Raw genomic sequence first — 23940 nt, forward strand, 5'->3', positions numbered from 1 at the left:
GGATCCCCGCTCGCGAGGTGCGGCGGCCCCTCCCGCGATCAACGGGAAACCGTGTGCGCCGCGTGGGTCACGCGTCGTCTTCGGGGGGAGGCGCGGTATTGAAGATCGTCACACGTGTGTGCCGGAGCGGCAGCAGCTCGTTGCCCTGCTCCGGCCCGCTCTGGGCCAGCCGACGCGCGACCGCCGTGCGCGCCGCGTCGAGTTCGTTGCGCAGGTGGAAGAGGTGCTCGCGCAGCTCGTCGACCTCGCGCTGGAGCTCCAGGATGCGCTTGATGCCGGCGAGGTTGATGCCCTCCTCCTGGGACAGCCTCTGCACCTCGCGCAGCATCTGGACGTCGCGCATGGAGTAGCGCCGCCCCCGCCCCGCGGCGCGGCCCGGTGAGACCAGTCCGAGCCGGTCGTACTGGCGCAGCGTCTGCGGGTGGAGCCCGGACAGCTCGGCGGCGACGGAGATCACGTAGACCGGGATGTCCTCGCCGAACCCTCGCTCAGTCATCGCATTCACATTCCCTTCGCCCGCGTCTCCAAGTCACGGCGCGGGTCCTGGTCCGCCGTGGCCGCCCGGAACTTCTCCAGGGCGGCGCGGGCGTCCTCGCTCAGCGTCTTGGGTACCGACACCTCAACGGTCACGAGCAGGTCGCCCTTGGTTCCGTCGCGGCGGTCCGCGCCCTTGCCCCGGACCCGGAACGTGCGCCCGTTCGGCGTGCCCGGGGGGATCTTCACCGTCACCGGCATCCCATTGAGGGTCGGCACGCGCACATCGGCGCCGAGCGCCGCCTCGGGGAAGGTCACCGGGACGGTGATCGTCAGGTTGTCGCCGGTCTTGCCGAACACTGGGTGCGGCTGCACATGAACCACCACGTAGAGGTCTCCCGCCGGCCCCCCGTGTTCACCCGGCGCGCCTTTGCCCTTGATCCTGATCCGCTGGCCGTCGGAGACCCCCGCGGGGATCCTCGTCTGGACCGTACGGGTGCTCTTCCCCCGACCGCTGCCGTTGCACACGGGGCAGGGGTCGTCCACGACGAGCCCGCGCCCCTTGCACTGACTGCAGGGCTCTGAGAGGGAGAACCCTCCCAGAATGGTGCTGTCGTGCCCGGTGCCGGAGCACGTGGGGCACATGCGGGGCGCGGACCCGGCCCGGGCCCCCGTCCCCTTGCAGCTGGCGCAGGCGGCGTCACTGGTCAGCTTGAACGACCGGGTGGCGCCGCGCGCCGCCTCGCTGAAGGTCAGCGTGGTCTCGGTCTCCACGTCGGCACCGCGCCGCGACCGCGTGCTGGTGCGCCCCCGCCCGCCGAACAGGCCGCCGAACAGGTCGCTCAGCCGCTCGCCGCCGACCCCGCCGCCGGTCGGGCCGTGCCCGAACAGGTCGCCCATGTCGAATCCGCCCGGACCGGTTCCCCCGCCGGGCTGGTAGGCGCCGCCGAACAGCGACCGCGCCTCGTCGTACTCCTTGCGGCGCTGTTCGTCCGACAGGACGCTGTAGGCCTCGGAGATCTCCTTGAAGCGCTCTTCGGCCTTCGGATCGGCGGTGTTGGCGTCGGGGTGGTTTGCGCGCGCGAGCTTGCGATAGGCCTGCTTGATCTCGTCCTGCGTGGCCGTCTTTGAGACCCCGAGGACCTTGTAGTAGTCCTTCTCCAGGTAGTCCTTGGTGCTCATCGACGCTTGCCTACTCCCGCTTCGCGCTCGTTACCGGTGGGGCGGTGCGGTCCGCGCTACCGATCCTGCCCACTGCTCACCTGGTTCACCGCCCCGGGTGCCACGCGGGCGCCCGGGGCGGTTCACTCGCTACTTCTTGTCGTCGCCGTCGGGCCCGGACTCGGCGGCCGGTGTCTCGGCCGCACCCTCCGGGGCGGAGGCCGCCTCCGCGCCACCCTCCGGCTCGGTGCCCTCGTCCTCGGCGGGCCCCGCCACGACCACGCGGGCCGGGCGGATCACCCGTTCTCCGATGACGTACCCGGGCTGGAACACCTCGATCACTGTCGGGGTGGTGGCACCCGGCGTCGGCACCATCGTCAGGGCCTCGTGCACGGTGGGGTCGAACTCGTCGCCCTTGTCCCCGTACTTCTTCAACCCCAGCTTGGTGACCGCGGACTCCAGCGCCTCGCCGACGGACTTGAACCCGCCGTTGAGCTCGTCGTGTTCGCGGGCCCGCCCGATGTCGTCCAGGATCGGCAGCAGCTCACCCAGAACCTGGGCGAGCCCCTGCTCCCGAACCGCCGCCCGGTCGCGCTCGACCCGCTTGCGGTAGTTGGCGTACTCGGCCTGCAACCGCTTGAGGTCGTTCATCAGCTCGGCGGCCTGCTGCTTGGCCTCGGCGAGTTCCGCGCTGCTGTCCTCGGCAGCGGGAACCTCCGCCGTGCCCGCCGATTCGGCCGCCTCCGGGGCGACGGTCTCTCCCGCCTCCGGGGCCCGCAGCTCACCGGTCTCGGGATCGATACGACGCTTGTCGCGGATCACCGGGCCCTGCTGCTCGTGACCGTTCTCGTTCTCCGGCAGCGCCATTCGTTTGCGCCTCCTTGCCTTCCGCGTACCGGACGGATCAGGCGTTGCCGTTCCGCTTGCCGTTCTCCTCGTCGACGATCTCGGCGTCGACGACGTCGTCGTCCGCCTGGGCGCCCGCGTCGGCGGTGGCACCCTCGGCCCCCGCACCGGCAGCGGCACCGTCGGCGCCCTGGCCCTGGCCGTAGATGGCGGAGCCGATCTTCTGGCTGGCCAGCGCGACCTTCTCGCTCGCGGAGCGGATCGCCTCGACATCGGAGCCCTCAAGCGCCTTCTTGAGCTCCTCCACCGCCGACTCGGTCTCGGACTTGGCGTCGTCCGGGATCTTGTCCTCGTTCTCCTTGATGACCTTCTCGGTCTGGTAGACGAGGGACTCGGCGTTGTTGCGGACCTCGGCCTCCTCGCGGCGCTTGCGGTCCTCCTCCGCGAACTCCTCGGCCTCGCGGACCATGCGGTCGATGTCGTCCTTGCTCATCGCCGACCCGCCGGAGATGGTCACCGACTGCTCCTTGCCGGTGCCCAGGTCCTTGGCGGTCACGTTGACGATGCCGTTGGCGTCGATGTCGAAGGTGACCTCGATCTGCGGAACGCCGCGCGGCGCCGGCGGGATGCCGGTCAGGTCGAAGACGCCGAGCTTCTTGTTGTACTGGGCGATCTCGCGCTCACCCTGGAAGACCTGGATCTGCACCGACGGCTGGTTGTCGGCCGCGGTGGAGAAGATCTCCGAACGCTTGGTCGGAATGGTCGTGTTCCGCTCGATGAGCTTGGTGAACACGCCGCCCTTGGTCTCGATGCCCAGCGACAGCGGGGTCACGTCCAGCAGGAGGACGTCCTTGACCTCGCCCTTGAGGACACCGGCCTGCAGTGCCGCGCCAATGGCCACGACCTCGTCGGGGTTGACGCCCTTGTTGGGCTCCTTGCCGCCGGTCAGCTCCTTGACCAGGTCGACGACGGCCGGCATACGGGTCGAGCCGCCGACGAGGACCACGTGGTCGATCTTCTCGACGTTGATCCCGGCGTCCTTCATGACCTGGTGGAACGGCTGCTTGGTCCGGTCCAGGAGGTCAGAGGTCAGACGCTGGAACTCGGCCCGGGTCAGCTTCTCGTCCAGGTGCAGCGGGCCCTCGGCCGACGCCGTGATGTAGGGGAGGTTGATGAGCGACTCGGACGAGCTGGACAGCTCGATCTTGGCCTTTTCGGCGGCCTCGCGGAGTCGCTGCAGCGCCATCTTGTCCTTGGACAGGTCGACACCGTTGGCGTTCTTGAAGCGCTCGACCAGCCAGTCGACGATGGCCTGGTCCCAGTCGTCACCACCGAGGTGGTTGTCGCCGTTGGTGGCCTTGACCTCGACCACGCCGTCGCCGACCTCCAGGAGGGAGACGTCGAAGGTACCGCCACCGAGGTCGTAGACCAGGATGGTGGCCTCTTCCTCCTTCTCCAGGTGGTACGCGAGCGCGGCGGAGGTGGGCTCGTTGATGATGCGCAGGACGTTCAGGCCCGCGATCGTCCCGGCCTCCTTGGTGGCCTGGCGCTGGGAGTCGCTGAAGTACGCGGGAACCGTGATGACCGCGTCCGTGACCTCCTCACCGAGGTAGGCCTCGGCGTCCCTCTTCAGCTTCTGCAGCACGAACGCGCTGATCTGCTGCGAGTTGAAGGTCTTGCCGTCGATCTCGGTCTTCCAGTCGGTGCCGATGTGGCGCTTGACCGAGCGAATGGTCCGGTCGACGTTGGTGACCGCCTGACGCTTGGCCACCTCGCCGACGAGCACCTCGCCGTTCTTGGCGAAGGCAACGACGGACGGGGTGGTCCGCGCGCCTTCGGCGTTGGCGATGACCGTGGGCTCGCCGCCCTCCAGGACCGAGACGACCGAGTTCGTCGTCCCCAGGTCGATACCGACCGCTCGTGCCATGAGTACGTCCTCCGTCAAAGTTGAGTCTTACACACGAAAGTTTGCTTCGCCAGGGAGCCGTTGTCAAATCACTTGAGTCTGCTCGGCTCAAGCCCGCTTACATGCCTCTACAACGGCGGAGTCCGCTGTGTTGTTCCCGGTAGCGGCGTATTTTGGGGGTCATTTTCGGCAAACCGGGGGGAACTCGGGGAAAGCCGTGACCCGGGCCTCGGGGATGTCCCGGAGCCGGCGTGCGAGATCGGCCAAAGGCGCGGGAGGACCCCGGCTTCCCCGGGGCGGCGGCTGTGCGGGACGCCGTGAGCTGGGCGTTCGCGGTGTGTCGGCGGGAGTGAGGCGAGCCTTTGTGATGTTCGCTGGGAGGGGGGTCACTACCGTAGAAGGCAGCTGATCGCCTCGAATGCCGCCGGGCACCCGACCCGGGTGCGGACCACCCGCGCGACCGGGGTGGGACGTTCTTTCGCGGGCCAGGGGGCGGGGCAATGGCCAGCCGGGTATTACTCGCTAGTAACATTTGATCGACCTCCGGTGTGTGGCGCACCGGAGCACGACAGCAGGATGGGAGGCCGCGGGCGATGCTCTACATGATCCTGGGGATCATCACGACCGCCTTCGCCGTGGTCGGGCTGGCCGTGTTCGCCATTGGCATCCGCCATATGGTGCGCACCGTGGGCATCGGCCGGCCGATCGAAGGCGAGCGCAAGGGACCCTTTGGTCAGCGACTGACGACCACGCTGATCGAGACCCTCGGGCACACGCGCATGCTCAAGTGGCGCTGGATCGGCGTCGCGCACTGGTTCGTGATGGTCTCGTTCCCGCTTCTGGCGTTCACGGTCGCCGAGGCACATGGCGAGGTGTGGAACCCGCAGTTCCACCTCCCGATCATCTACGACTGGACCATCTACGGCCTGGCCGTGGAGGCCATCGCCGCGCTCAGCCTCGCCGGGATCGTCGGCCTGGCGATCTACCGGCAGGTGAAGGGGCCCCGGACGCTCGGCCGCGCGTCCCGCTTCGAGAACTCCCGGCACTGGCAGGCCTACTACGTCGAGGCCTACATCGTCGGCCTGCTGGTCGCCATCTTCGTGATCCGCGGGTTCAAGGTCGCGCTCGGCGACTTCCCCTTCCCCGTGTGGGCCACCCCGGTCTCCCACGCCGTGGGCGCCGTGCTGCCGCCGAGCGAGGCCGGGCTCGCGCTCGTGGCCGCGTTCAAGCTGATCATCTCCTGGATGTTCTTCATGGTGCTGGGCTGGATCCTCACCATGGGTATCGGCTGGCACCGGTTCACCGCGCCGGTCAACATCTACTTCAAGCGCTTCACCAACGGCGACGTCGCGCTCGGCCCGGCCAAGCAGATGATGGACAAGACCGGGGAGAAGCCGCTCGACTTCGAGGAGGCCGACCCCGACGAGGACCCGTTCGGCGTCGGCAAGATCGAGGACTTCACCTGGAAGGGCCTGCTCGACTTCACCACCTGCACGGAGTGCGGACGGTGCCAGTCGCAGTGCCCCGCGTGGAACACCGGCAAGCCGCTCTCGCCCAAGAAGCTGGTCATGGACCTGCGGGAGCACGCCTACGCCAAGGCCCCCTACCTGCTGCAGGGCATCACAGAGGAGACCCTCGCCGAGAAGCAGAAGGAGGACGAGAGCCACGCCGGCGTCGACGTGCTCTCGCTGCTCGGAGCTCCGCTCGTGGGGACCGAGGAGGAGGGCGGCATCATCCACCCCGACGTCCTGTGGTCCTGCACCAACTGCGGCGCGTGCGTCGAGCAGTGCCCCGTCGACATCGAGCACGTCGACCACATCCTCGACATGCGCCGCTACCAGGTGATGATCGAGTCGAACTTCCCCTCCGAGGCGAACACCCTGCTCAAGAACCTGGAGAACAAGGGCAACCCGTGGGGGATGGCCGAGGACAAGCGCCTCGACTGGATCTCCGAGCTCGACTTCGAGGTCCCCGTCGTCGAGGACAAGCTCCCCGAGGGCACCGAGTACCTGTTCTGGGTGGGGTGCGCCGGCGCCCTGGAGGACCGAGCGAAGAAGACCACCAAGGCCATCGCCGAACTGCTGCACATGGCCGGCGTCAAGTTCGCGGTGCTCGGCGGTATGGAGGCGTGCACCGGTGACCCGGCGCGCCGCCTGGGTATGGAGTTCATCTTCCAGATGCTCGCCCAGCAGAACGTGGAGACGCTGAACGAGGTCGGCGCCACCAAGATCGTGGCCAGCTGCCCGCACTGCTTCAACACGCTCGGCAACGAGTACCCGCAGCTCGGCGGTGAATACGACGTCATCCACCACAGCCAGCTGCTGGCCAAGCTGGTGGAGGACGGCCGACTCACGCCGGTCCAACCGATCGAGGAGAACATCACCTACCACGACCCCTGCTTCCTGGGCCGCCACAACAAGGTCTACACGCCGCCCCGCGACATCATGGCGCAGGTCCCCGGCATCCAGACCAAGGAGATGCACCGGCACAAGGAGCGCGGGTTCTGCTGTGGCGCGGGTGGTGCCCGGATGTGGATGGAGGAGCGGATCGGCAAGCGCGTCAACACCGAGCGGGTGGACGAGGCGCTGACGACCAACCCCGACACCGTGTCCACCGCGTGCCCGTTCTGCCAGGTCATGCTGGGCGACGCGATCAACGAGAAGAAGTCCAAGGGCGAGGCCAAGGAGACCCTGGAGGTCGTGGACGTCTCGCAGCTCCTGCTCCGGTCGGTGAAGGGCGACACGCCCACCAGCGACGCCGAACCGGAGAAGGAGAACGCCTAGGGGCGCCGAGCCGCGGCTGGCCGCGGGGCCGCCGCACCCGTGCGGCCGCCGTTTACGGCGATGGGGGATCAGGAGAGTGGTTCGACCGCTCCCTGGTCCCCCTTTTTCTTTCCGCGCGGGAAGCACGGAGCGCGAAAGGACACGGAGATCCGGGTGACGCGTCGCGCGGTGCGGAGGGCACTCAGCCCCGGCAGGTTCCGTGGGCCTGGTGCGTGAAGCGCGGCCGGGGTGCGGCGCAGGGTGAGGATGTGACGGATGGGGCGGGAGGCAGCACGGCCGATGGCTCCTGGCCGAGGGCAGCCGGGTGCACACCGAGGACGCGGTCGATCTCGTCCAGGCTGAGTGGGGCCTCGGCGGTGGCCACGGCGCTCAGCACCTCGGCGTAGAGCTCGATCTCGGCCAGCGCGACATGGTCGTGCAGGCGCATGTCGATGTCGGAATCCAAGCGCGCGCACCTCCATCGAAAGCGCTGCGGGAGGACGCGACCCGTCCTGTGCGTACAGCCGGACGCCGTTGCCCGTGCCGTCGGGGTCGTCGCCGGGCAGGACCCCGATCGGGGCCCGATATCCAGCCTCGAAATATAGGCTACGCGCCGGTAGCCTCGCGTCGCATGACTCGGACGGGCCATTCTGGGGTCACCGCCGATTGAGCCATCGCGACACCCGATTCACCCGATCCACGGCCGGGGAATGGGGCGTGTCGGCGGATGCGGCTCCACTATTCCCTATCGTTGCCAAGGGTTGCGAAAGGTCGGACGAATTGGCGCTGATCTGTCGTATCGTCCCGCTACGGGGCGTCGTCGCCCGGTAGTGAGCTGTCCGTATCCAGGTTTTGCGGATCTCCGAGAATAGGACTAGCGCCAGGTCACCTTGCGGTGATCGCGTGCGTACCGTTCGTATTTCTCCGGCGTGTCGGCGAAGACCTCGCGGTCGGCGTCGGTGAGTTCGCGGATGACTTTTCCGGGAACGCCCGCCCACAGGGTGCCGGCGGGAACGGTCTTGCCCGGAGGCACCAGGGCTCCGGCGGCGACAAGCGCTCCCGCCCCGACCCGGGCCCCGCCGAGGACGGTGGCCCCGATGCCGATCAGCGCGCCGTCCTCGACCACGGCGCCGTGCACCATGGCCTTGTGGCCCAGGCTGACGCGATCGCCCAGTACGGCCGGCTCGCCCGGATCGGCGTGAAGTCCGCACTGGTCCTGGATGTTGCACAGCTCGCCCACGACGATCTCCTCGGTGTCGCCCCGCAGCACAGAGCCGTACCAGACGCCGCTGCGGTCCCCGATCCGAACGCGGCCCACGACGACCGCTCCCGGGGCGATCCAGGCGCCAGGGTGGATATCGGGCGAACCGAACGGGCCATCGCCCACCAGGGGTCCGTTCATGTCGTGACTCCTTGCTTGTCGGCGCGGATACGGAGACGAATATGTCCTACTCAGCCCCACGCGTGCGTGATCCGGCATACCTTAGTAGGAGGATGAGCACGGTGGTCATGATGGGTCGGCACGATCGACTACCCGCCCGGGTTATTGAGGGGGCGGGGACCGGCTACTACCGTGGTCGGTTCCACGGTGTTCACAACGTCACGCTTCGCACTGGACTCGGGCTCTTGCGCCTCCGTCTCCCGGTACACCTCGAATCCTTGGGACAACGAATGTCACCGACGTGTTCTTGTGGTTCGGGCGGGAACGTGGGTCAGGCGGTCCGAGCCGCCTACCCCGACTCGCAGCCAACCTGGTTGATTAGGACATGAACGAACACAGCAACGACATTCTGCCGAATCTACTCCGCGACGAAGCCTTCCCGACCGTTCGAAAGAACGGTTACGACAAGCGCCAGGTCGACGATTTCGTCGTCCGCAACCACAACCAGATCCGCGACCTCCAGGAGCGGCTGGCGCGAGCGCACGACGAACTGGAGCAGCTCCGGCGTGAGCTGACCGAGGCCAAGGAGAAGGCCGCGGTCAAGCCCGAGCACGAGCAGATCAGCGAGCGCATGGCCACGATCCTGCGGATCGCCGAGGAAGAAGCTAAGGACAAGCGCGCCAAAATCGACGAAGAGGTCAACGAGATCCGAGAGAAGGCCGAGAAGGAAGCCGAGAAGCGGATCAAGGAGGCCGACGAGCACGCCGAGAGCGTCGTCTCCACCGCCCGCGCCGAGGCCAACGAGATGGTCAGCACGGCCAAGCAGGAGTCCGAGCAGCTTCGCTCGCAGGCCAAGCAGGACGCCGAGCGGCGCCTGGGCGACGCCGAAGCGCGCGCCAAGACCATCAACGAGACCGCCGACCGTCGCCTGGCCACCCTGACGGCCACTCACAACGAGGCGGTCCGGCGGCTCAACGACATGCACGAGACGCTGGAGGAGCTGCTCAAGGCGGAGAAATCCGCCGGGCCGCTGGAAACCGGCATGTCCGAGGAGGAGATCAGGGCGGCGAACGAGAAGGCCGCCGCCGCGGCTCCGTCATCGGGGGGCAAGTCCGGAGGGGGAGCACAGGCACGGCCCGCCGGCGCCCAGCAGTCGAAGCCCGCTCCGTCGGGCGGCGCCGCCGAGTCGAAGAGCGCCGCGTCCGCGCCGTCCACGCCGGACTCCGAGTCCGCGGACGACGAGGAGACCATCAAGGTTCCGCAGTCCCAGAACGGCCCGGAGGCGTCCGCCGACCGGGGCCCGTCAGCGGCGGCCGGCCCGCAGGCGAGTGCGCCCCAGGCGGCGGCCCGTCCCGCCGCCGCGCCGCGTCCGCAGGGCGCGCGTTTCGCGGGCCCCGCGCCGGAGCAGGAAGCCGCCCCGCCCGTCCCGCCCGCCCCATCCGCCACCCCCGGTGCTCCGGGCGGCGGTATCTACAAGCAGCCGCAGGCACCCGCTCCGCACAAGCCGGAGACGGCCGATGGCGCCGAAGGCGTTCGCATCATCAAGCCGTAGAGGCGCATCCCGCCGCCTCGCTTCTGGGGCGCGGGAGCCCAGTACGAAGCGGAGAACAAAGATCTCAACACCGTTGGTCAGCGGGGCTGTGAGGCGCCGGGGACGAGGGAGTGAGCCCCCTCGCCCCCGGCGCTGTTTCGTCACGTCTTGCGGGGTTACGTCGGCCTTGTCATCCCTTGTCGGCTACGATGCCGAAAGCCATGATTATCCGCGCGGCCATCCGGTCTGACCTCGGTGCGATCCTGCGACTCCTGCGGGATCTCGGTGACTCGACGCACGCCCAGAGCGGCACGGTCCGTATGTCCTCGGCGGCTGTCCGGGCATGGACGCGCATCGAGAGCGACCCCGACCGCTCCGTCCTCGTCGCGGAGAGCAGGGGGCAGATCATCGGCACCCTCGACCTGATCGTGGTCGCCAACCTCACGCATGACGCCCAGCCGTGGGCGATCATCGAGAACGTCGTGGTCGACGCGAGCTGCCGACGGCGGGGGATCGGCCGGGCCCTGATCGAGGACGCCCTGGACCGCGCCGCCCACGTCGGCTGCTACAAGATCGAACTTCTCTCCCACGAGGACCAGCACGAAGCCCATGGCTTCTACAAAGCCATGGGCTTCGGCAACTCCGCGGAGGGGTTCCGCCGCTACCTGTAGGGCGACGACGGATCCCCGCGCGTTACCGCGCCGACGCCGCGGTCGCCCTGCGGCCGCCTACCGCCCCGAACGCAGCGGGACCTGCCGGAAGAACAGCACGGCCACGAAGCCCACGACGGCGATCGGGAGCCCCAGCAGGAAAACCGTGTGCATCGAGCTGTTGAACGCGGTGATCACCGCGTCATGGGCCGCTGGCGGCAGCGAGTTGATGATCGCGGGGGAGCCCATCGCCGAGTCCGAGATGTCGGGCAGGGGAGGCGGCTGCTCCCCCGCCGCCTGGGCCGCTGCTCGGGCCCGCTCCGCCTTCTCGGCCAGCTGCGCCAGCTCGTCGTGCAACCGGTTGGTCATCACCGCGCCGAAGGCCGACACACCGACCGCTCCGCCGAGGTTGCGGAAGAAGGTGACCGCCGAGGTCCCCGCGGCCAGGTCCGCCTTTGACAGCGCGTTCTGCGTCGCCAGGATCAGGATCTGCATCGTCAGCCCGATGCCGAGGCCGATCAGTGCGACACCGACGCCCACCAGGGTCAGGCTGGAGTCGACCTCCAGCAGGGTCAGCACGTAGAAGCCGAGGCCCACGAGGACCATGCCGACGACCGGGTAGATCTTCCACCGGCCGGTGCGGCTGACCACGATGCCCGAGGAGATCGACGCCGTGAGCAGGCCGATCACCAGCGGCAGGGTCATCAGGCCCGACGCCGTGGGGCTCATCCCCTTGACGATCTGCAGGTACTGCGGGAAGTAGATCATCACGCCGAACATGCCCATGCCGATGGCCATCGAGCCCAGCGAGGACAGGACGAACGTCCGCTCACGGAAGAGCCGCGGCGGCAGGATCGGGTCGTGCGCGCGCCGTTCGCTGACGATGGCGCCGATGGTCAGCGCGATGGCGGCGGCGATCAGCGCGTACGTCGGCGCCGAGTTCCACTCGAACGACTTGCCGCCGAGACTGAGCACCAGCATGACCGTGCTCGCCGCGCCGACGATGAAGGTCGCGCCCCACCAGTCGATGCGCGTGTCGGTGTGCGGACGCACCGGCAACCGGAGCAGCCGCTGGATGACGACGAAGGCGACCACCGCAAGCGGCACGGTGATGAAGAAGCACCAGCGCCAGCCGAGTGGGCTGTCCACGAGGAAGCCACCGAGCAGCGGACCGGCCACGGTGGACACGCCGAAGACGGCACCGATGAAGCCGGAGTAGCGTCCGCGTTCACGCGGCTCCACCACGTCGCCGAGGATGATCTGCGGCAGCGAGGCGAGCCCGCCCGTGCCGATGCCCTGGAAGAGCCGGGCCACGATGAGCCACGTCATGTCCTGGGCGAAACCGGCGGCCACGGACGACACGATGAAGATGAACAGCGCCAGCTGGAAGCTCAGCTTGCGGCCCCACAGGTCGGAGAGCTTGCCCCAGATGGGTGTGGTGGCGGTCATCGTCAGCAGCGCCGAGCTCGCCACCCAGGCCAGCCGGTCCTGGCCGCCCAGTTCACCGACGATCGTCGGCAGGGCGGTACCGACGATCGAGTTCGTCAGCATTGACGTCAGGACGGCGAGCATCAGTCCGATCAGGACCTCGATGATCTGCCGCTGGGTGTACTGGGGCGTCGGCGCCCCGCCCGTGTCGACGTCGCTGGTCGGCGACCGCTGGGTCGCCCTCCCGCTGGCTGATTGCTCTGGCCGTTCGTCCGGCCGGCTGTCGACCCTTTGCTGCTCCACTCCGCGTGTCCCCCAAGCGTGTGCGTGGAAAATCGAAATCCGATGGATCCGCGCCCGCCTCCGCCCGCGCGCAGCACCAGGTGTGGGCATGCGGTAGCGCCCCCGCTTCTGCGGAGGTGGGTCGACAGGATCACATACTGGTATAAGTAAACACTGTTGACTTGTCAAGTCGGAACGCTGGATTTCACCCGCCGCAACCGCCGCCGGTAGGTTGCGACCGTGGCTGTGGCCTGGGCGGTGACGTGTACGGAGGATGGATATGGAACGGCCGGACGACGCCGGTGCGTGCGCGGGCCGGATGCGTGACCGAGCGGCCACACGCCAGCGCATCCTCGACAGCGCGCGCGAGCTGTTCACCAGCGAGGGGTACGAGCAGGTGTCCTCGCGGCGGATCGCGGCGCACGCGGGCGTCAACGTCGCACTCATCAACCGCTACTTCGGGGCCAAGCGCGGACTGCTGGCCGAGGTCATCGCGGAGGACGCGGTGTTCCCCGGCATTTTCGAGGGCGATCCCGCCACCCTGCCCCAGCGGCTGGCCGAGCATCTGACCGGGCGCGTGCTCGGTCCCGGGACGCCGCTGCAGCGGGCGCTGGAGCACTCGACGGGCGACCCCGACCTCCGCTCGGTCTACGAGGAGCGGCTGAAAAGCGCCCTGATCGAGCCGCTCGCCGCGCATCTCGGCGGGCCGGACGCCCGAGCGCGGGCGTCGCTGGTCGCGGGTGTGGTGCTCGGCATGGGCACGCTCAGGCGTGCCGAAGGCGCCACCGCGCTCCTCGAACTCGCCCCCGACGACCTGGCCGAGCGGCTGACCCGAATCATCGAGCAGTGCCTGGAGCGCTCCGCGGCCTGAACGCGGTGGCGCCCGGCGCCGCGGGCGATGCTCCGGACCCCGACCCGGCCGCGCCGCGCCGTCCTCCGCGCCGTTCGTGTGATCCACCGAACCCCGCTGTCGCCCCCGCGCCGGAGATCGGCGTCTATATCGTGCGCATGCCCGGATCCGAGTACGACACGCCGAGGAGGCCCGTGGTGCTTTGGATGTATACGTCCTGTGTTTCGCTGGAAATTGCTCCTGGCGCATTTCGGTAATTCGGTAATGAGGAGCGATAAGAGGGGGGAAAGTGACGAATCTCCTAGGCGTTGCCCGTATACCCCGGCGAAAGAGACCCCGGCCCATGACGCGGGCGGCGGTGACCTTATCCGTTTTCCTGGCGATCGGCACCATGGGCCTGATATCAGCGACGCGCGCCGTCGCCGAGGAGCGCAGCGGCGCCTCCGAGTGGGCGAGCTACACCGCGGAACGCGCCGTCGCCCACGCCACGACACAGCTGGGCACGCCGTACCAGTACGGCGGTTCCGGCCCCAGCGGATTCGACTGCTCCGGCCTCGTCCAATGGGCCTACAAAAAGGCCGGGAAAGCCATCTCGCGCACCACCTACACCCAGTACCGGGAGGGCAGCGCCGTGCCCCGCTCCCGACTGCGCAGAGGTGATCTGCTGTTCTTCTACTCCGGCCCGAGCCACGTCGGAATGTACGTCGGAAACGGCCAGATGATCCACGCGCCGCGTACCGGCCGAGCCGTGCAGATTGTCACGATGGCGCGGTACTACGACCGGAAATTCGTCGGCGCCCGACGCGTCGCCTGACCCGCCGCCGAGCCGCGGCGAGCGCGGCGATCCGGCGTTCCCTTTGCCCCGCCGCCCGCGCAGGCACAGCGGGGCAAAGGCGTGCGGTCGGCCCGTCAGCGGCCCGCTTCTGTTCGCTGGTCACCCGCGCAGCTTCGCGACCACGTCGATCGCGACCAGGATGTCCATCAGCTCGGAGCCCACCGTGGTACGCGCGGGCATGGGGTCGGAGAAGAACTCCGAGTAGACCGCGTTGAACTCGTCGAAGTCGTGCTTGAGGTGATGGAGGTACACCGTGGTCCGCACGACGTCGTGCAGCGTGAGGTCACGCTCGGCCAGCACCGCCTGGATGTTGCGCAGCACCTGGGCCGTCTGCGCCCCGACGGACGCGGCGACCTCGCCGGTTCGCGGATCCTGCGGGCCGAACCCCGACGTGAAGAGGAATCCCCCCGACACGACGCCCTGGCTGTAGGCGCCGCTCGGCTGAGGTGCCTGGTCCGTGTGGATCGCCTGCTTGGTCATCGTGCGCTCTCCTCTGGGTGACGACCGTCGGGACATGGCCAGCTGGAACCTGCGACCGGCGCCAACTCCCACCACTACCATCGCCGATTTCCCGCCAGATGGAGGAGCGGAGCTCGGCGTGGGCGCGGCACGGCCTTCGGACACTCGCCCCCACCGCGGTCCCGTTCGCGGTGAGGACCACTACATTTGCGAAGTGATCCCGTGGGCACCGCGCGCGGTGCGGCGCGAAGGGCGCAGCGACAGTTGGGAGACAGCGGATGACACGTGTCGTACTCGCCGGGGGCCGCGTCGTCGACGGAACCGGGACACCCGGTCGGGACGCCGACGTCGTCGTCGCGGACGGACGCGTCACTGAGGTGGCCGACCCGGGACGCGCCGAAGCCACCGGGAGACGCGTCGACGCCACCGGGCTGGTCGTCTCCCCCGGTTTCATCGACATGCACGCGCACTCCGACCTCGCCGTCCTGGCCGACCCCGCGCACAAGGCCAAGGCCCTCCAGGGCGTCACCACCGAGGTCCTCGGCCAGGACGGCCTGAGCTACGCGCCCGTCACCGACACCACGCTGCCGCAGCTCCGCGCCCAGCTGGCGGGATGGAACGGCACCCCCGACCTCGACTACGGGTGGCGCGGCGTCGGCGAGTACCTGGACCGGATCGACGCCGGCACCCCGACCAACGTCGCTTACCTGGTCCCGCACGGCAACGTCCGGATGGCCGTCATGGGCACCGAGGACCGCGCCCCCACCGACGCCGACCTGACCGCGATGCGGTCCCTCGTCGCCGAGGGCATGGCCGACGGCGCCATGGGGATGTCGGCCGGACTCACCTACACGCCCGGGATGTACGCCGATGACGCGGAGATCGTGGCGCTGCTCGAACCGGTGCGCCGGGCCGGCGGCTACTACTGCCCCCACCACCGCAACTACGGCTCCCGCGTGGTGGAGTCCTACCGGGAGTGCCTGGAGATCGCGCGCCGCGCCGGCGTCGCGCTGCACCTCGCGCACTGCCACGTCAACTTCCCGCGGAACCAGGGGCGCGCCCCGGAGGTGCTCGCCGCGATCGACGCCGCCGTTCGGGACCACGGGCTCGACGTCACCCTGGACAGCTACCCCTACCTCGCCGCGGCCACCTACCTCGGCGCGCTGCTGCCCAGCCGCGCGCATTCGGGAGGCACGGCCGCGGCCATCGCGCGGCTGCGCGACCCGGCCGAACGCGCCCGGATCCTCTACGAGGTCGAGGTGGTCGGCACCGACGGCAACCACGGCATCCCCGTCGACTGGGACACCGTCGTCGTCACCGGCGTCACCCGGCCCGAGCTGTCGTGGGCGGTGGGGTCGTCCATCCGGGAGCTGGCCGACACGCACGGGCGCGAAGCCGCGGAGGTCTTCGCCGACCTGCTGATCAAAGACGAGATGGGCGCCGGCTGCCTGCTGCGCGTCGGCAACGAGGAGAACGTCCGAACCATCATGGCCCACCCCGCGCACACCGCCGGGAGCGACGGTATCCTCGTGGGCGCCAAGCCGCACCCGCGCGCCTGGGGCACCTTTCCCCGCTACTTCGAGACCTACGTGCGGGAGCTGGGCGTCCTGGGGCTCGAAGAGTGCGTGCGGCACATGACCTCCCGCCCGGCGCGCCGACTCGGGCTGCGGGACCGGGGCGTCATCCGGCCGGGCGCGGCCGCCGACATCACCGTTTTCGACCCGGAGGCGATCGCGTCGACGGCCACCTACGATAACCCCCGCGGCACCCCGGAAGGCATCCCGCACGTCCTGGTCAACGGCGAGTTCACGGTGCGCGACGGCGTCCGGACCGGCCACCTGCCGGGCCGGTCCCTGCGCCACCGGGCATGACGTCCTTCGCGGAGGAGCCCGCCACCCGATGCCCTCACCCCCTCCCTCCGCCCTGGGGCGCGGAGGCTCGCGCGCTGACCGGTCCGAACGGACCGACCGACGGCCTGGGCGTCGGGGAGACCAGGGCCGCCGCCACCCTGCGCGGCGCCGGTGGCGTCGCCGTGCCGCCCGTGCGCGCGAGGCCATGCTCGTCGTGGACGATGGCGCCTGGCGTCGGCTGCGGTTCCCCGGTGACGCCCCTGGAGCCGCCACCCAGAGCCTCCCGGGCGCCGGTCGGGGGCAGAGCGGATGACCGCCGCCCCCGGTTTCCGGCCTCACCCCCGCGGGCGCCGCGTGCCGTGAGCGGCGGCTGCCCCGGAGTATCGGGCGGCTGGTTAAGAGCTGTCTAAGAGTCTGCGACCGGAAGGTGCTTCCCCAGGTGGGCGACGAGTACCGTCGGTCGGGTGGTGAGGAGAGGGGGACACGCGTGCCGGGTGGAACGCGGGTGCTCGTCGTCGAGGACGAGCCGTCGGTGCGCGACGCCGTGGCCGATGCCCTGGAACTGGAGGGGTATGAGGTCACCCGTGCCAGTGATGGCGGCAGCGGGCTGGAGGCGATCCAGCGGTGGCCGCCGGACGCCATCGTGCTCGACGTGCTGATGCCGTTCATGGACGGCCTCACCATGTGCGAGCGGCTGCGGTCCCGTGGCGACCGCACGCCGATCCTGATCCTGACCGCGCGCGACGCTGTGGGCGACCGTGTCGAGGGGCTCGATGCCGGGGCCGACGACTACCTGGTCAAACCCTTCGACCTGGACGAACTGCTGGCCCGGCTGCGCGCGCTGCTGCGCCGTGCCTACCCCGAGGAGAGCGGGACCATCGGCTACGCCGACCTGACCGTCGACACCGACGGCGGCCGGGCGTGGCGCGGAGACCGGGCCATGGAGCTGAGCCGCACCGAGTTCGCGCTGCTGGAGGTGCTGGCGCGCAATGCCGGGCGGGTGGTGCCGCGTGGTGTCATCGCCGATGGAGTGTGGGGCTACGACTTCGGCCCCACCTCCAACTCGCTGGACGTCTACATCGGTTACCTGCGCCGCAAGCTGGAGGCCGGGGGCGAACCCCGGATCGTGCACACCGTGCGCGGCGTCGGCTACGTCCTGGAGGAGCGGCGGTCGGCCACCGGCGGTGGGGACGCGTCGCGTGGCTGAGAGACCCGATCGAGACGGTCAGCGCAGGGGGCGGGACCAACCCTCACCCGCTGACGCGGCCGCCAGCGGGGGCGCCCCCGGTCGGGGCGGCGCCACGTCCTGGCCGAAACCCGCGGTGTGGACCCGGTGGCCGTTGCGCGTGCGGCTGGCCGTTTTGACCGCCGTCGTCGTCGCGGGCGCGGTGCTGGCCGGGGCCGGGGTCGCGTTCGTCGTCGTCCGCCACACCCTCTACGGCGAGCTGGACGGCAGCCTGAGGCGTGAGGCCACCCGCGTCGAGCGGCAGATCGACCGCACCACCTGGCTGGGGTCGGCGGAGTGCGGGTACGCCACGGCGCCCGCCTGCGTCCAGATCATCGACGCGCGCGGCCGGGTGGAGCCGGAACCGGGGGGTGGGAGCCCGGAGGTGCCCGGGACCGCGGTCGGGGTCGCCCGGGGCGAACGCGGCGCGCTCTTCGTCGACACACGCATCGGTGAGATCCCGCTGCGCGGCTACATCGCGCCGATCGGGGGCGACCGTGCCGTGCAGGTCTCGATCCGCTCCGACCGCGTTGAGGCGACCGTCGTCGACGTCGGGGCGCGGCTGGCCCTGGCAGGCGCGGTCGGCGTCGTGCTCGCGGGCGGGCTCGGCTACCTGGTGGCGCGGACCGGCCTGCGCCCGGTCGCGCGGCTGACCCGCACCGCCGAGACGATCGCCGCCACGCGCGACCCCGGACACCGTATCGACGTGTACGGCAGCGATGAGCTCGCCCGGCTCGCCGACAGCTTCAACACCATGCTCGATGAGTTGGAGCGGTCCGTTACCGCGCAGCGGCGGCTGGTCGCCGATGCCTCCCACGAGCTGCGCACCCCGCTCACCGGGCTGCGCACCAACATCGACCTGCTCGCCCGGGACCTTCCGCCGGAGCGGCGGACGCGGATCCACCGCACGCTGCGCACGCAGATCACCGAGATGACAGGGCTGGTCAACGACCTCATCGAACTCGCCCGGGACGAGGCTCCCGAGGGGCGGACGGAGGACGTGCGGCTGGACGAGGTCGTGCGGCACTGCGTCGACTCCGAGCGGCGGAACCGCCCGGGCATCCGCTGTGACGTGCGCGTCGAGCCCACGGTGGTGGTGGGTGTGCCCGAACGGCTCGCGCGGGCGGTCACCAATCTGCTCGACAACGCCGCGAAGTTCAGTCCGCGGAACGGGCGGGTGGAGGTGGGCCTGGTCGGCGGAGAGCTGACGGTGCGCGACCATGGGCCCGGCATCGACCCGGTCGATCTGCCCCACGTCTTCGACCGCTTCTACCGGGCCCGGGACGCCCGTGGCCTGCCGGGATCAGGGCTCGGCCTGGCGATCGTGCGGCAGGTCGCCGAAGGCCACGGGGCAGAACTCCGGGCCGAACCCGCACCGGGTGGCGGGACCGTGTTCCGGATGTCGTTCCCCGCGGAGGAGAGATGAGCATTCGCCATTGCGCTGATCGCTGGAATCCATAAGGCGGGGGTATGGAGGGGGTCGGCGTCAGCGTCGACAACGCCGCCGCGAAGATGATCCACAGCCCTGTGGAAATTCCTTTCGCTATGGTCTTTCATGTTTTCCATCTTCTGCTTATAGTGGATTTCAGGTGCAATGATGGGTTCCGCGCCCCCTGTCCTTCGTCGGTTAGCTCCTTCGGCAGGGGTGCGGAGAAGTCAGCGGCACGCGGGGCTCGCCACCCGTCCAGCGGGTCGGTGTGTCCGAGCGTCGTCCGCCTAGGCTTTTGGTCCCAAATCCCCAGATCACACGGGTTTTCTTCGGTGGCGGGGGAGATTGGGGCCCCCTACGTTGGCCGCGGCCAATCCATCGGTCATCCCCCTGTCGTCGCTGGATTCCGCGGTACTCGTGGATACGTGAGTCTCGGCTGTCGCCGCCGTGTGAACCGCTATTACCTGCTTCTGGCGTGAAGTGCGCGCAGGAGGTCATCGCCGTACTCCCGTCCTGTGTCCAAGGGCCGGATCGGCGAGGCGCGGAGGAGCGAACAAAATCCATGGCCACGCGGGCGCCACGCCCGCAAAAGAGTGCGCGCTCAATAACTGGGTCGTGCGCTGATCGGTGATTCGACCATCAGCGTTTAGTTGGGCTGCGCTTTTGATCATCCGTCCTCTGTGCAATTTCGGAAGCATGCCCTTTGGGGTTTTGGAGGGAGGAATACATGGGTCTTGGGGAGAGGGGATTCCGGCTCGTTCGGGAGGACATGGCGCGGCCCACGATGCGTGCGGCGGCGGCCGTCTCCACCGCGCTGGTACTCGTCACACTCGGTCCGGTCTCCGACAGCAACGCCGCAGTTCAGAGCCCTATGCACGCCCCGACGCAGGCGAAGGGCGCCGCGTCCGCCGCGGCGTCCCATGCCCTGAACCAGGTCGGAAAGCCCTACCGCTACGGGGCGGCCGGACCGGGGGCATTCGACTGCTCGGGTCTGGTGCAGTGGTCCTACCGCAAGGCCGGAAAGTCCACCGGGCGCACCACCTACGCCCAGTTCCGACGGGGCACACCGGTTTCCCGGTCGTCCTTGCGCAAGGGAGATCTGGTGTTCTTCTATTCGGGTCCGGGCCACGTCGGGGTGTATATCGGTAACGGCCGTATGGTCCACGCCCCCCGCTCCGGCAAGAACGTTCACATCACCAGGATGTCGGCCTACTTCGACCGCTACTTCGTCGGAGCGCGGCGTATCGCCTGAGCACTGAGGATTCTCCGGAGGAACCACCCACGTCCCATCGCCGTGTTACCCGTGTACGCCGGATAGCGGGTTCTCCTGGCAAGCACGGCGATGGGTCTCCGGATGTTCGCTTCTTCGTTCTTCTCTTCTCTGCGGACGCGTCATGTTCTCCCGGAGCCGTTCGCCCTATTGTCCGCGGCCGAACTCGCGCTGCCGTGAAGATGCGCCGTCCTCGTGCTCCCCTAACCCCGACATTGATTCGCCAACCGGACCCGCGCGCAGCGCCGGGTATTTGAATCCCTCGATGCCACGTCGGCCGCTCCTCAGTTGATGCCGGGACCGTATCCCGGGGTGCTTCGAGCGTGGCTTGGCGTACGTCCCAATAGGAATATCGATACGCATGGCCCGGTGTCGGGAGGAACCCGTCGCCGCTATTCGGTATGCGCGGGGCAGCGGTCGCACGACCGCCGCCCGACATTCGCGCGCCGCGAATGGCGCCGAACGGCTTATCAACCCACGACGATCGCACCGGCCGGGACCGGATCGCCGAAGGTCACCGAGCCGGAGCCGGTAGCGAGGGCCTGCCCGCCCTGGCAGGAGGTTCCCTCGTACAGCGCGTACCGGGTGGGCGCTTCGGTGCCGATCGAGACGACCCCGCCCTGGTCGGCGTCGAGGACCCGGCAACCTCCGGCCTCGACCACCTGCTCGTGCCCCGATTCGAAGGTGACCGTCACCGGACGGACGTGGCCGGCCGTGCCGGACATACCGGCCAGCGCCCCGGCGATGGTGGCGGACATGGTGGCGAGGTTCGCTGGGCGGATCGGCACGGTTGCCTTCCCTCTACGGAGCGGGCGGATCACTACTCCCTGTCATTTACCTACATCGGCTGGTCGAGCAGGGGGAACCGCCGCCGGTGTGTCGCGGTCGGATCTGCGCGGGAGCGCACGGACCGGGGCGGGCGCCGCGCCGCCCGCGCCAACGGATAGTGTGGTGGCGCGCCGCATCGGGTCCAGGATGAGGGAGGACAACCGTGGCCTCGGTCTACGCCCTGTTCCACGTGCTGTTCGCCGGATTCGATGAGCTGTGGTCGCTTGTGCCCACGGCAGCTCCGGCCGGTGCGCTGGCCGTGCTGGCCCTTGTCGCCGTCGGCGCCGCGCTGAGCTGGATCTCCGTCCGCGGACTGCGCGCGTGGCCCCCGTTCGACGACGGTGAGGTCGACCGGTCCCGCGCCATGCTCTGGCGCTCCCAGCGCCTCACCCCGCCGCCACTGCGCGACCCCGATGCCCCCGGCAAGCCGCGCCCCCGGGCGCCCGGAGCGGTCCGGGTGGCCGTGTAGCCCGGACGCGGCCGCGGCGTCGGCACCGCGTTTTCCCGCTCTCGCCGCGTACTAGCGTTCCCGCGTCCCTTTTCGCGTTCCCACGCGTGTCCTGCCGCGCGGCCACCTCGTCCTGCGTCCGCTGCACCCACCAGACGAGGGGCTTGCTCACCCATGTACACCTTCGGCCCGATCGCGGCCGCTATCGCCGCCGTATCGACCGTCCTCACCACGCTCACCGCCGCCGCCACCCCGATCGCCGGTGCCGCCGGCGCGGCCGTCGCCGTCGTGTGCCTTACCGTCCTCGTCCGTATGGCGGTCCTGCCGCTGTCCGTCGCCCAGGTCCGCGGCGAGAAGGCGCGGGCACGCCTCGCTCCCCAACTCATGGCGCTGCGGAAGAAGCACGCCAAGAACCCCGAGCGGATGCTCGCCGAGCAGCGCCGGGTGTACGCGGAGGAGGGCACGTCGCCGCTGGCCGGAATCCTGCCGATGTTCGTCCAGATGCCCGTGTTCATCGTGCTCAACGGGGTGTTCACCAGCGCGACCGTCGCCGGCGCCCCGAACGACCTGCTCCTCCACACCCTCTCCGGCATCCCGCTGGGAGCCAGGCTCGGCGACGTCATCGCTGGCGGCCTCACACCGCAGGTCCTGGTCTACGCCGCGCTGCTCGCCGTCATCGCCGCGGTGGCGTGGGCGTCGCGCCGGTGGCTGACCCTGCCCGCGCTCAAGGCCGGCGCCGAGTCCGGCGCCCCGCAGCTCCCCGGAACACGGATCATGTCCTACCTGCCGTTCGGCACGGTCGCCATCGCCGCCGTCGTCCCGCTGGCCGCCGGTCTCTACCTGGCGACGACCACGGCCTGGACGGTAGCCGAGCGCTTGGCGCTGCGCCACCTGATCACCGGCTGACGCCAACCGGACGCGGCGGGGCGGAAGAAAAGGTCGGCCCCCTCTGCCCCGCCCGCTGCCGCCTACGAAGTGCTGAGGCAGTCCGAGCGCTCCTCATCCGTACCCGCCGACACGGACGCTGTCCCGGCTCCGGAGCCGCGCTGGAACATGTCAGGTAGCAGGCTGAGCAGGCCGAGGACGGCCACTCCGGCACCGAGCCACAGCGGGGCGGTGAGCCCGCATCCGGTACTGATCACCATGCCGCCGCCCCAGGAACCGATGACGACCCCGGTGGTGATGACCGACGAGTGCACCGTGTTGACCAGGGCTCCGTCATTGCCGACGCGCATGACCCGGGCCGCCATGGCCGGGTTCATGGTCACACCCACGAGGCCGATCAGGATCAGGGCGGCGACAGCGAGCACACGGATCTCGGCAAAACCGGCGAAGACGACGAGCGCGGCGGTCAGGGCGAGGAGACCGACGGTCAGAACCGGGAGCGTGTAGTTGTCGGCCAGCCGGCCCACGACCGCGTTGCCCACGACGGTGGCCAGACCGTAGGCGGCCAGCAGCAGCGGCACGGTCTCGGGCGCGAAGCCGCTGACGTCGGTCAGGATCGGGACGAAGTAGCTGAAAGCGGCGAACGTGGCGCCAATGATGAGCATGCTGGTGGCGTAGACCGCCCACAGCCGCGCGTTCACGAGCGCCGCCACTTCCGCCCGCACGCTCACCGATTCAGGGTTGGGGGAGGACGCGAGGAGGCGGAGGATGACCAGTCCGGTCAGCAGAACCAGAACGGCCACCGACCAGAAGCTCGCCCGCCAGCCGAAGTACTGGCTGATGAGGGTCGCTGCCGGGAGCCCGGCGACGGTGCCGATCATCAGGCCGCCGATCGCGACCGACACGGCCCGGCCACGCAACTGTGGTCCGACCATCTCGGCGCACGTCGCGAGCCCGACACCGAAGAATGCGGCCGACGCGACCCCGGTGATGACGCGCGCGGCCATCATCATCCCGTATCCGGTGGAGAGCGCCCCCATGGCCTGTCCGAGGAAGTACACCGCGATCAGTGTCAGAAGCGCGGTCTTGCGGGACGTCCGGAGTAGTCCGATGGTGAGAAACGGGCCGCCCAGCGTCATGGCGGCCGCGTAGGCGGTGATCAGGTATCCGACCGCGGCGATCGACACCCCGAACTCCTCTGCGAGCGCGGGCATGAGGCCCGACACCATGAACTCGCTGGTAGTCATGGAGAACACCCCGAGACCGATCACGTAGACGGCTAACGGCATGGGGACAACCTCTCCTTCGTGCGGTCGTCTCGACGACCATTTTTGATCGTTCAGTACAAAATGAGTGCAGGAAAAAACCAAGGTGCGGCCGCACACGGGCAGGCGATGCCCAGGCAGTGCCTTCAAGGGACGCGGAGGACCTGGGCGAGAG

The 23940-nt window shown here is 69.5% G+C and carries 21 protein-coding genes; 11 read left to right on the forward strand and 10 right to left on the reverse strand.

The window, feature by feature from the left end; all coding sequences use genetic code 11:
- Positions 1-67: 67 nt before the first annotated feature.
- From ABD259_RS11165 to dnaK, 4 genes are all read right to left on the reverse strand, one after another.
- Positions 68-496, reverse strand: coding sequence for a heat shock protein transcriptional repressor HspR (locus ABD259_RS11165; protein WP_344107670.1), 429 nt, complete (start codon positions 494-496; stop codon positions 68-70).
- Between the two features lie 5 nt (positions 497-501).
- Positions 502-1656, reverse strand: coding sequence for a molecular chaperone DnaJ (gene dnaJ / locus ABD259_RS11170; RefSeq protein ID WP_344107673.1), 1155 nt, complete (start codon positions 1654-1656; stop codon positions 502-504).
- 129 nt (positions 1657-1785) lie between these two features.
- Entirely contained in the window at positions 1786-2502 is a 717-nt protein-coding gene (gene grpE / locus ABD259_RS11175; RefSeq protein WP_344107675.1) for a nucleotide exchange factor GrpE, read from the reverse strand.
- A 37-nt stretch (positions 2503-2539) separates the two neighbouring features.
- Positions 2540-4408, reverse strand: a complete 1869-nt coding sequence (gene dnaK / locus ABD259_RS11180; RefSeq protein WP_344107677.1) for a molecular chaperone DnaK — start codon at positions 4406-4408, stop codon at positions 2540-2542.
- A gap of 572 nt (positions 4409-4980) precedes the next feature.
- Between dnaK and ABD259_RS11185 the strand changes: the two genes are divergently transcribed.
- The gene (locus ABD259_RS11185) at positions 4981-7170 is read left to right on the forward strand and encodes a heterodisulfide reductase-related iron-sulfur binding cluster (protein WP_344107679.1); all 2190 of its coding nucleotides are present in this window, start codon (positions 4981-4983) and stop codon (positions 7168-7170) included.
- A gap of 181 nt (positions 7171-7351) precedes the next feature.
- Here ABD259_RS11185 and ABD259_RS11190 read toward each other — a convergent pair whose 3' ends face one another.
- The gene (locus ABD259_RS11190; RefSeq protein WP_344107681.1) at positions 7352-7615 is read right to left on the reverse strand and encodes a hypothetical protein; all 264 of its coding nucleotides are present in this window, start codon (positions 7613-7615) and stop codon (positions 7352-7354) included.
- A gap of 408 nt (positions 7616-8023) precedes the next feature.
- Positions 8024-8551 (reverse strand): gamma carbonic anhydrase family protein, encoded by a 528-nt coding sequence (locus ABD259_RS11195; RefSeq protein ID WP_344107683.1) that lies wholly within the window; start codon positions 8549-8551, stop codon positions 8024-8026.
- Positions 8552-8915: 364 nt separating this feature from the next.
- On the opposite strand from ABD259_RS11195, the gene ABD259_RS11200 reads away from it, so the two are divergent.
- Together ABD259_RS11200 and ABD259_RS11205 are read left to right on the forward strand one after the other, a co-directional pair.
- Entirely contained in the window at positions 8916-10082 is a 1167-nt protein-coding gene (locus ABD259_RS11200) for a hypothetical protein (protein WP_344107686.1), read from the forward strand.
- A 200-nt stretch (positions 10083-10282) separates the two neighbouring features.
- A complete protein-coding gene (locus ABD259_RS11205) occupies positions 10283-10732 on the forward strand; it encodes a GNAT family N-acetyltransferase (protein WP_344107687.1) in 450 nt (149 codons plus the stop codon).
- 57 nt (positions 10733-10789) lie between these two features.
- On the opposite strand, the gene ABD259_RS11210 is transcribed toward ABD259_RS11205, so the two are convergent.
- A complete protein-coding gene (locus ABD259_RS11210; protein WP_344107689.1) occupies positions 10790-12442 on the reverse strand; it encodes an MDR family MFS transporter in 1653 nt (550 codons plus the stop codon).
- A 259-nt stretch (positions 12443-12701) separates the two neighbouring features.
- On the opposite strand from ABD259_RS11210, the gene ABD259_RS11215 reads away from it, so the two are divergent.
- Positions 12702-13292 (forward strand): TetR/AcrR family transcriptional regulator, encoded by a 591-nt coding sequence (locus ABD259_RS11215; RefSeq protein WP_344107691.1) that lies wholly within the window; start codon positions 12702-12704, stop codon positions 13290-13292.
- 337 nt (positions 13293-13629) lie between these two features.
- Positions 13630-14085, forward strand: coding sequence for a C40 family peptidase (locus ABD259_RS11220; RefSeq protein WP_344107693.1), 456 nt, complete (start codon positions 13630-13632; stop codon positions 14083-14085).
- Between the two features lie 120 nt (positions 14086-14205).
- On the opposite strand, the gene ABD259_RS11225 is transcribed toward ABD259_RS11220, so the two are convergent.
- Entirely contained in the window at positions 14206-14586 is a 381-nt protein-coding gene (locus ABD259_RS11225) for a RidA family protein (protein WP_344107695.1), read from the reverse strand.
- A 257-nt stretch (positions 14587-14843) separates the two neighbouring features.
- Here ABD259_RS11225 and ABD259_RS11230 point away from each other — a divergent pair, with 257 nt between their 5' ends.
- The 4 genes from ABD259_RS11230 (at position 14844) to ABD259_RS11245 (ending at position 20321) form a co-directional block, all read left to right on the forward strand.
- A complete protein-coding gene (locus ABD259_RS11230; RefSeq protein WP_344107697.1) occupies positions 14844-16436 on the forward strand; it encodes an N-acyl-D-amino-acid deacylase family protein in 1593 nt (530 codons plus the stop codon).
- A 466-nt stretch (positions 16437-16902) separates the two neighbouring features.
- A complete protein-coding gene (locus ABD259_RS11235; RefSeq protein ID WP_344161986.1) occupies positions 16903-17622 on the forward strand; it encodes a response regulator transcription factor in 720 nt (239 codons plus the stop codon).
- Positions 17615-19066 carry a sensor histidine kinase gene (locus ABD259_RS11240; protein WP_344161989.1) on the forward strand — a complete coding sequence of 484 codons (1452 nt, stop codon included), beginning with the start codon at positions 17615-17617 and terminating at the stop codon, positions 19064-19066. The genes ABD259_RS11235 and ABD259_RS11240 overlap by 8 nt, the downstream gene beginning before the upstream one ends.
- Before the next feature lie 730 nt (positions 19067-19796).
- Positions 19797-20321, forward strand: a complete 525-nt coding sequence (locus ABD259_RS11245; protein ID WP_344161991.1) for a C40 family peptidase — start codon at positions 19797-19799, stop codon at positions 20319-20321.
- A gap of 488 nt (positions 20322-20809) precedes the next feature.
- Here ABD259_RS11245 and ABD259_RS11250 read toward each other — a convergent pair whose 3' ends face one another.
- Entirely contained in the window at positions 20810-21127 is a 318-nt protein-coding gene (locus tag ABD259_RS11250; RefSeq protein WP_344107705.1) for a phosphatase, read from the reverse strand.
- Between the two features lie 203 nt (positions 21128-21330).
- Here ABD259_RS11250 and ABD259_RS11255 point away from each other — a divergent pair, with 203 nt between their 5' ends.
- Complete coding sequence (locus ABD259_RS11255; RefSeq protein ID WP_344107707.1) at positions 21331-21636, forward strand: DUF6412 domain-containing protein; 306 nt, start codon at positions 21331-21333, stop codon at positions 21634-21636.
- A gap of 153 nt (positions 21637-21789) precedes the next feature.
- A complete protein-coding gene (locus ABD259_RS11260) occupies positions 21790-22521 on the forward strand; it encodes a YidC/Oxa1 family membrane protein insertase (protein WP_344161993.1) in 732 nt (243 codons plus the stop codon).
- Positions 22522-22583: 62 nt separating this feature from the next.
- Here ABD259_RS11260 and ABD259_RS11265 read toward each other — a convergent pair whose 3' ends face one another.
- Complete coding sequence (locus ABD259_RS11265; RefSeq protein ID WP_344107711.1) at positions 22584-23789, reverse strand: MFS transporter; 1206 nt, start codon at positions 23787-23789, stop codon at positions 22584-22586.
- Between the last annotated feature and the right edge of the window lie 151 nt (positions 23790-23940).

It is taken from the genome of Nocardiopsis rhodophaea, assembly GCF_039530945.1.
GTDB lineage: Bacteria > Actinomycetota > Actinomycetes > Streptosporangiales > Streptosporangiaceae > Nocardiopsis_C > Nocardiopsis_C rhodophaea.

Excerpts from the sequence above, each read along its gene's own strand:
- ABD259_RS11215 (WP_344107691.1), top strand. The coding sequence starts at position 12,702 with ATGGAACGGCCGGACGACGCCGGTGCGTGCGCGGGCCGGATGCGTGAC.
- ABD259_RS11230 (WP_344107697.1), top strand. The coding sequence starts at position 14,844 with ATGACACGTGTCGTACTCGCCGGGGGCCGCGTCGTCGACGGAACCGGG.
- ABD259_RS11245 (WP_344161991.1), top strand. The coding sequence starts at position 19,797 with ATGGGTCTTGGGGAGAGGGGATTCCGGCTCGTTCGGGAGGACATGGCG.
- ABD259_RS11260 (WP_344161993.1), top strand. The coding sequence starts at position 21,790 with ATGTACACCTTCGGCCCGATCGCGGCCGCTATCGCCGCCGTATCGACC.
- dnaJ (WP_344107673.1), bottom strand. The coding sequence starts at position 1,656 with ATGAGCACCAAGGACTACCTGGAGAAGGACTACTACAAGGTCCTCGGG.
- ABD259_RS11205 (WP_344107687.1), top strand. The coding sequence starts at position 10,283 with ATGATTATCCGCGCGGCCATCCGGTCTGACCTCGGTGCGATCCTGCGA.
- ABD259_RS11185 (WP_344107679.1), top strand. The coding sequence starts at position 4,981 with ATGCTCTACATGATCCTGGGGATCATCACGACCGCCTTCGCCGTGGTC.
- ABD259_RS11165 (WP_344107670.1), bottom strand. The coding sequence starts at position 496 with ATGACTGAGCGAGGGTTCGGCGAGGACATCCCGGTCTACGTGATCTCC.
- ABD259_RS11225 (WP_344107695.1), bottom strand. The coding sequence starts at position 14,586 with ATGACCAAGCAGGCGATCCACACGGACCAGGCACCTCAGCCGAGCGGC.
- ABD259_RS11200 (WP_344107686.1), top strand. The coding sequence starts at position 8,916 with ATGAACGAACACAGCAACGACATTCTGCCGAATCTACTCCGCGACGAA.
- ABD259_RS11195 (WP_344107683.1), bottom strand. The coding sequence starts at position 8,551 with ATGAACGGACCCCTGGTGGGCGATGGCCCGTTCGGTTCGCCCGATATC.
- ABD259_RS11265 (WP_344107711.1), bottom strand. The coding sequence starts at position 23,789 with ATGCCGTTAGCCGTCTACGTGATCGGTCTCGGGGTGTTCTCCATGACT.
- dnaK (WP_344107677.1), bottom strand. The coding sequence starts at position 4,408 with ATGGCACGAGCGGTCGGTATCGACCTGGGGACGACGAACTCGGTCGTC.
- grpE (WP_344107675.1), bottom strand. The coding sequence starts at position 2,502 with ATGGCGCTGCCGGAGAACGAGAACGGTCACGAGCAGCAGGGCCCGGTG.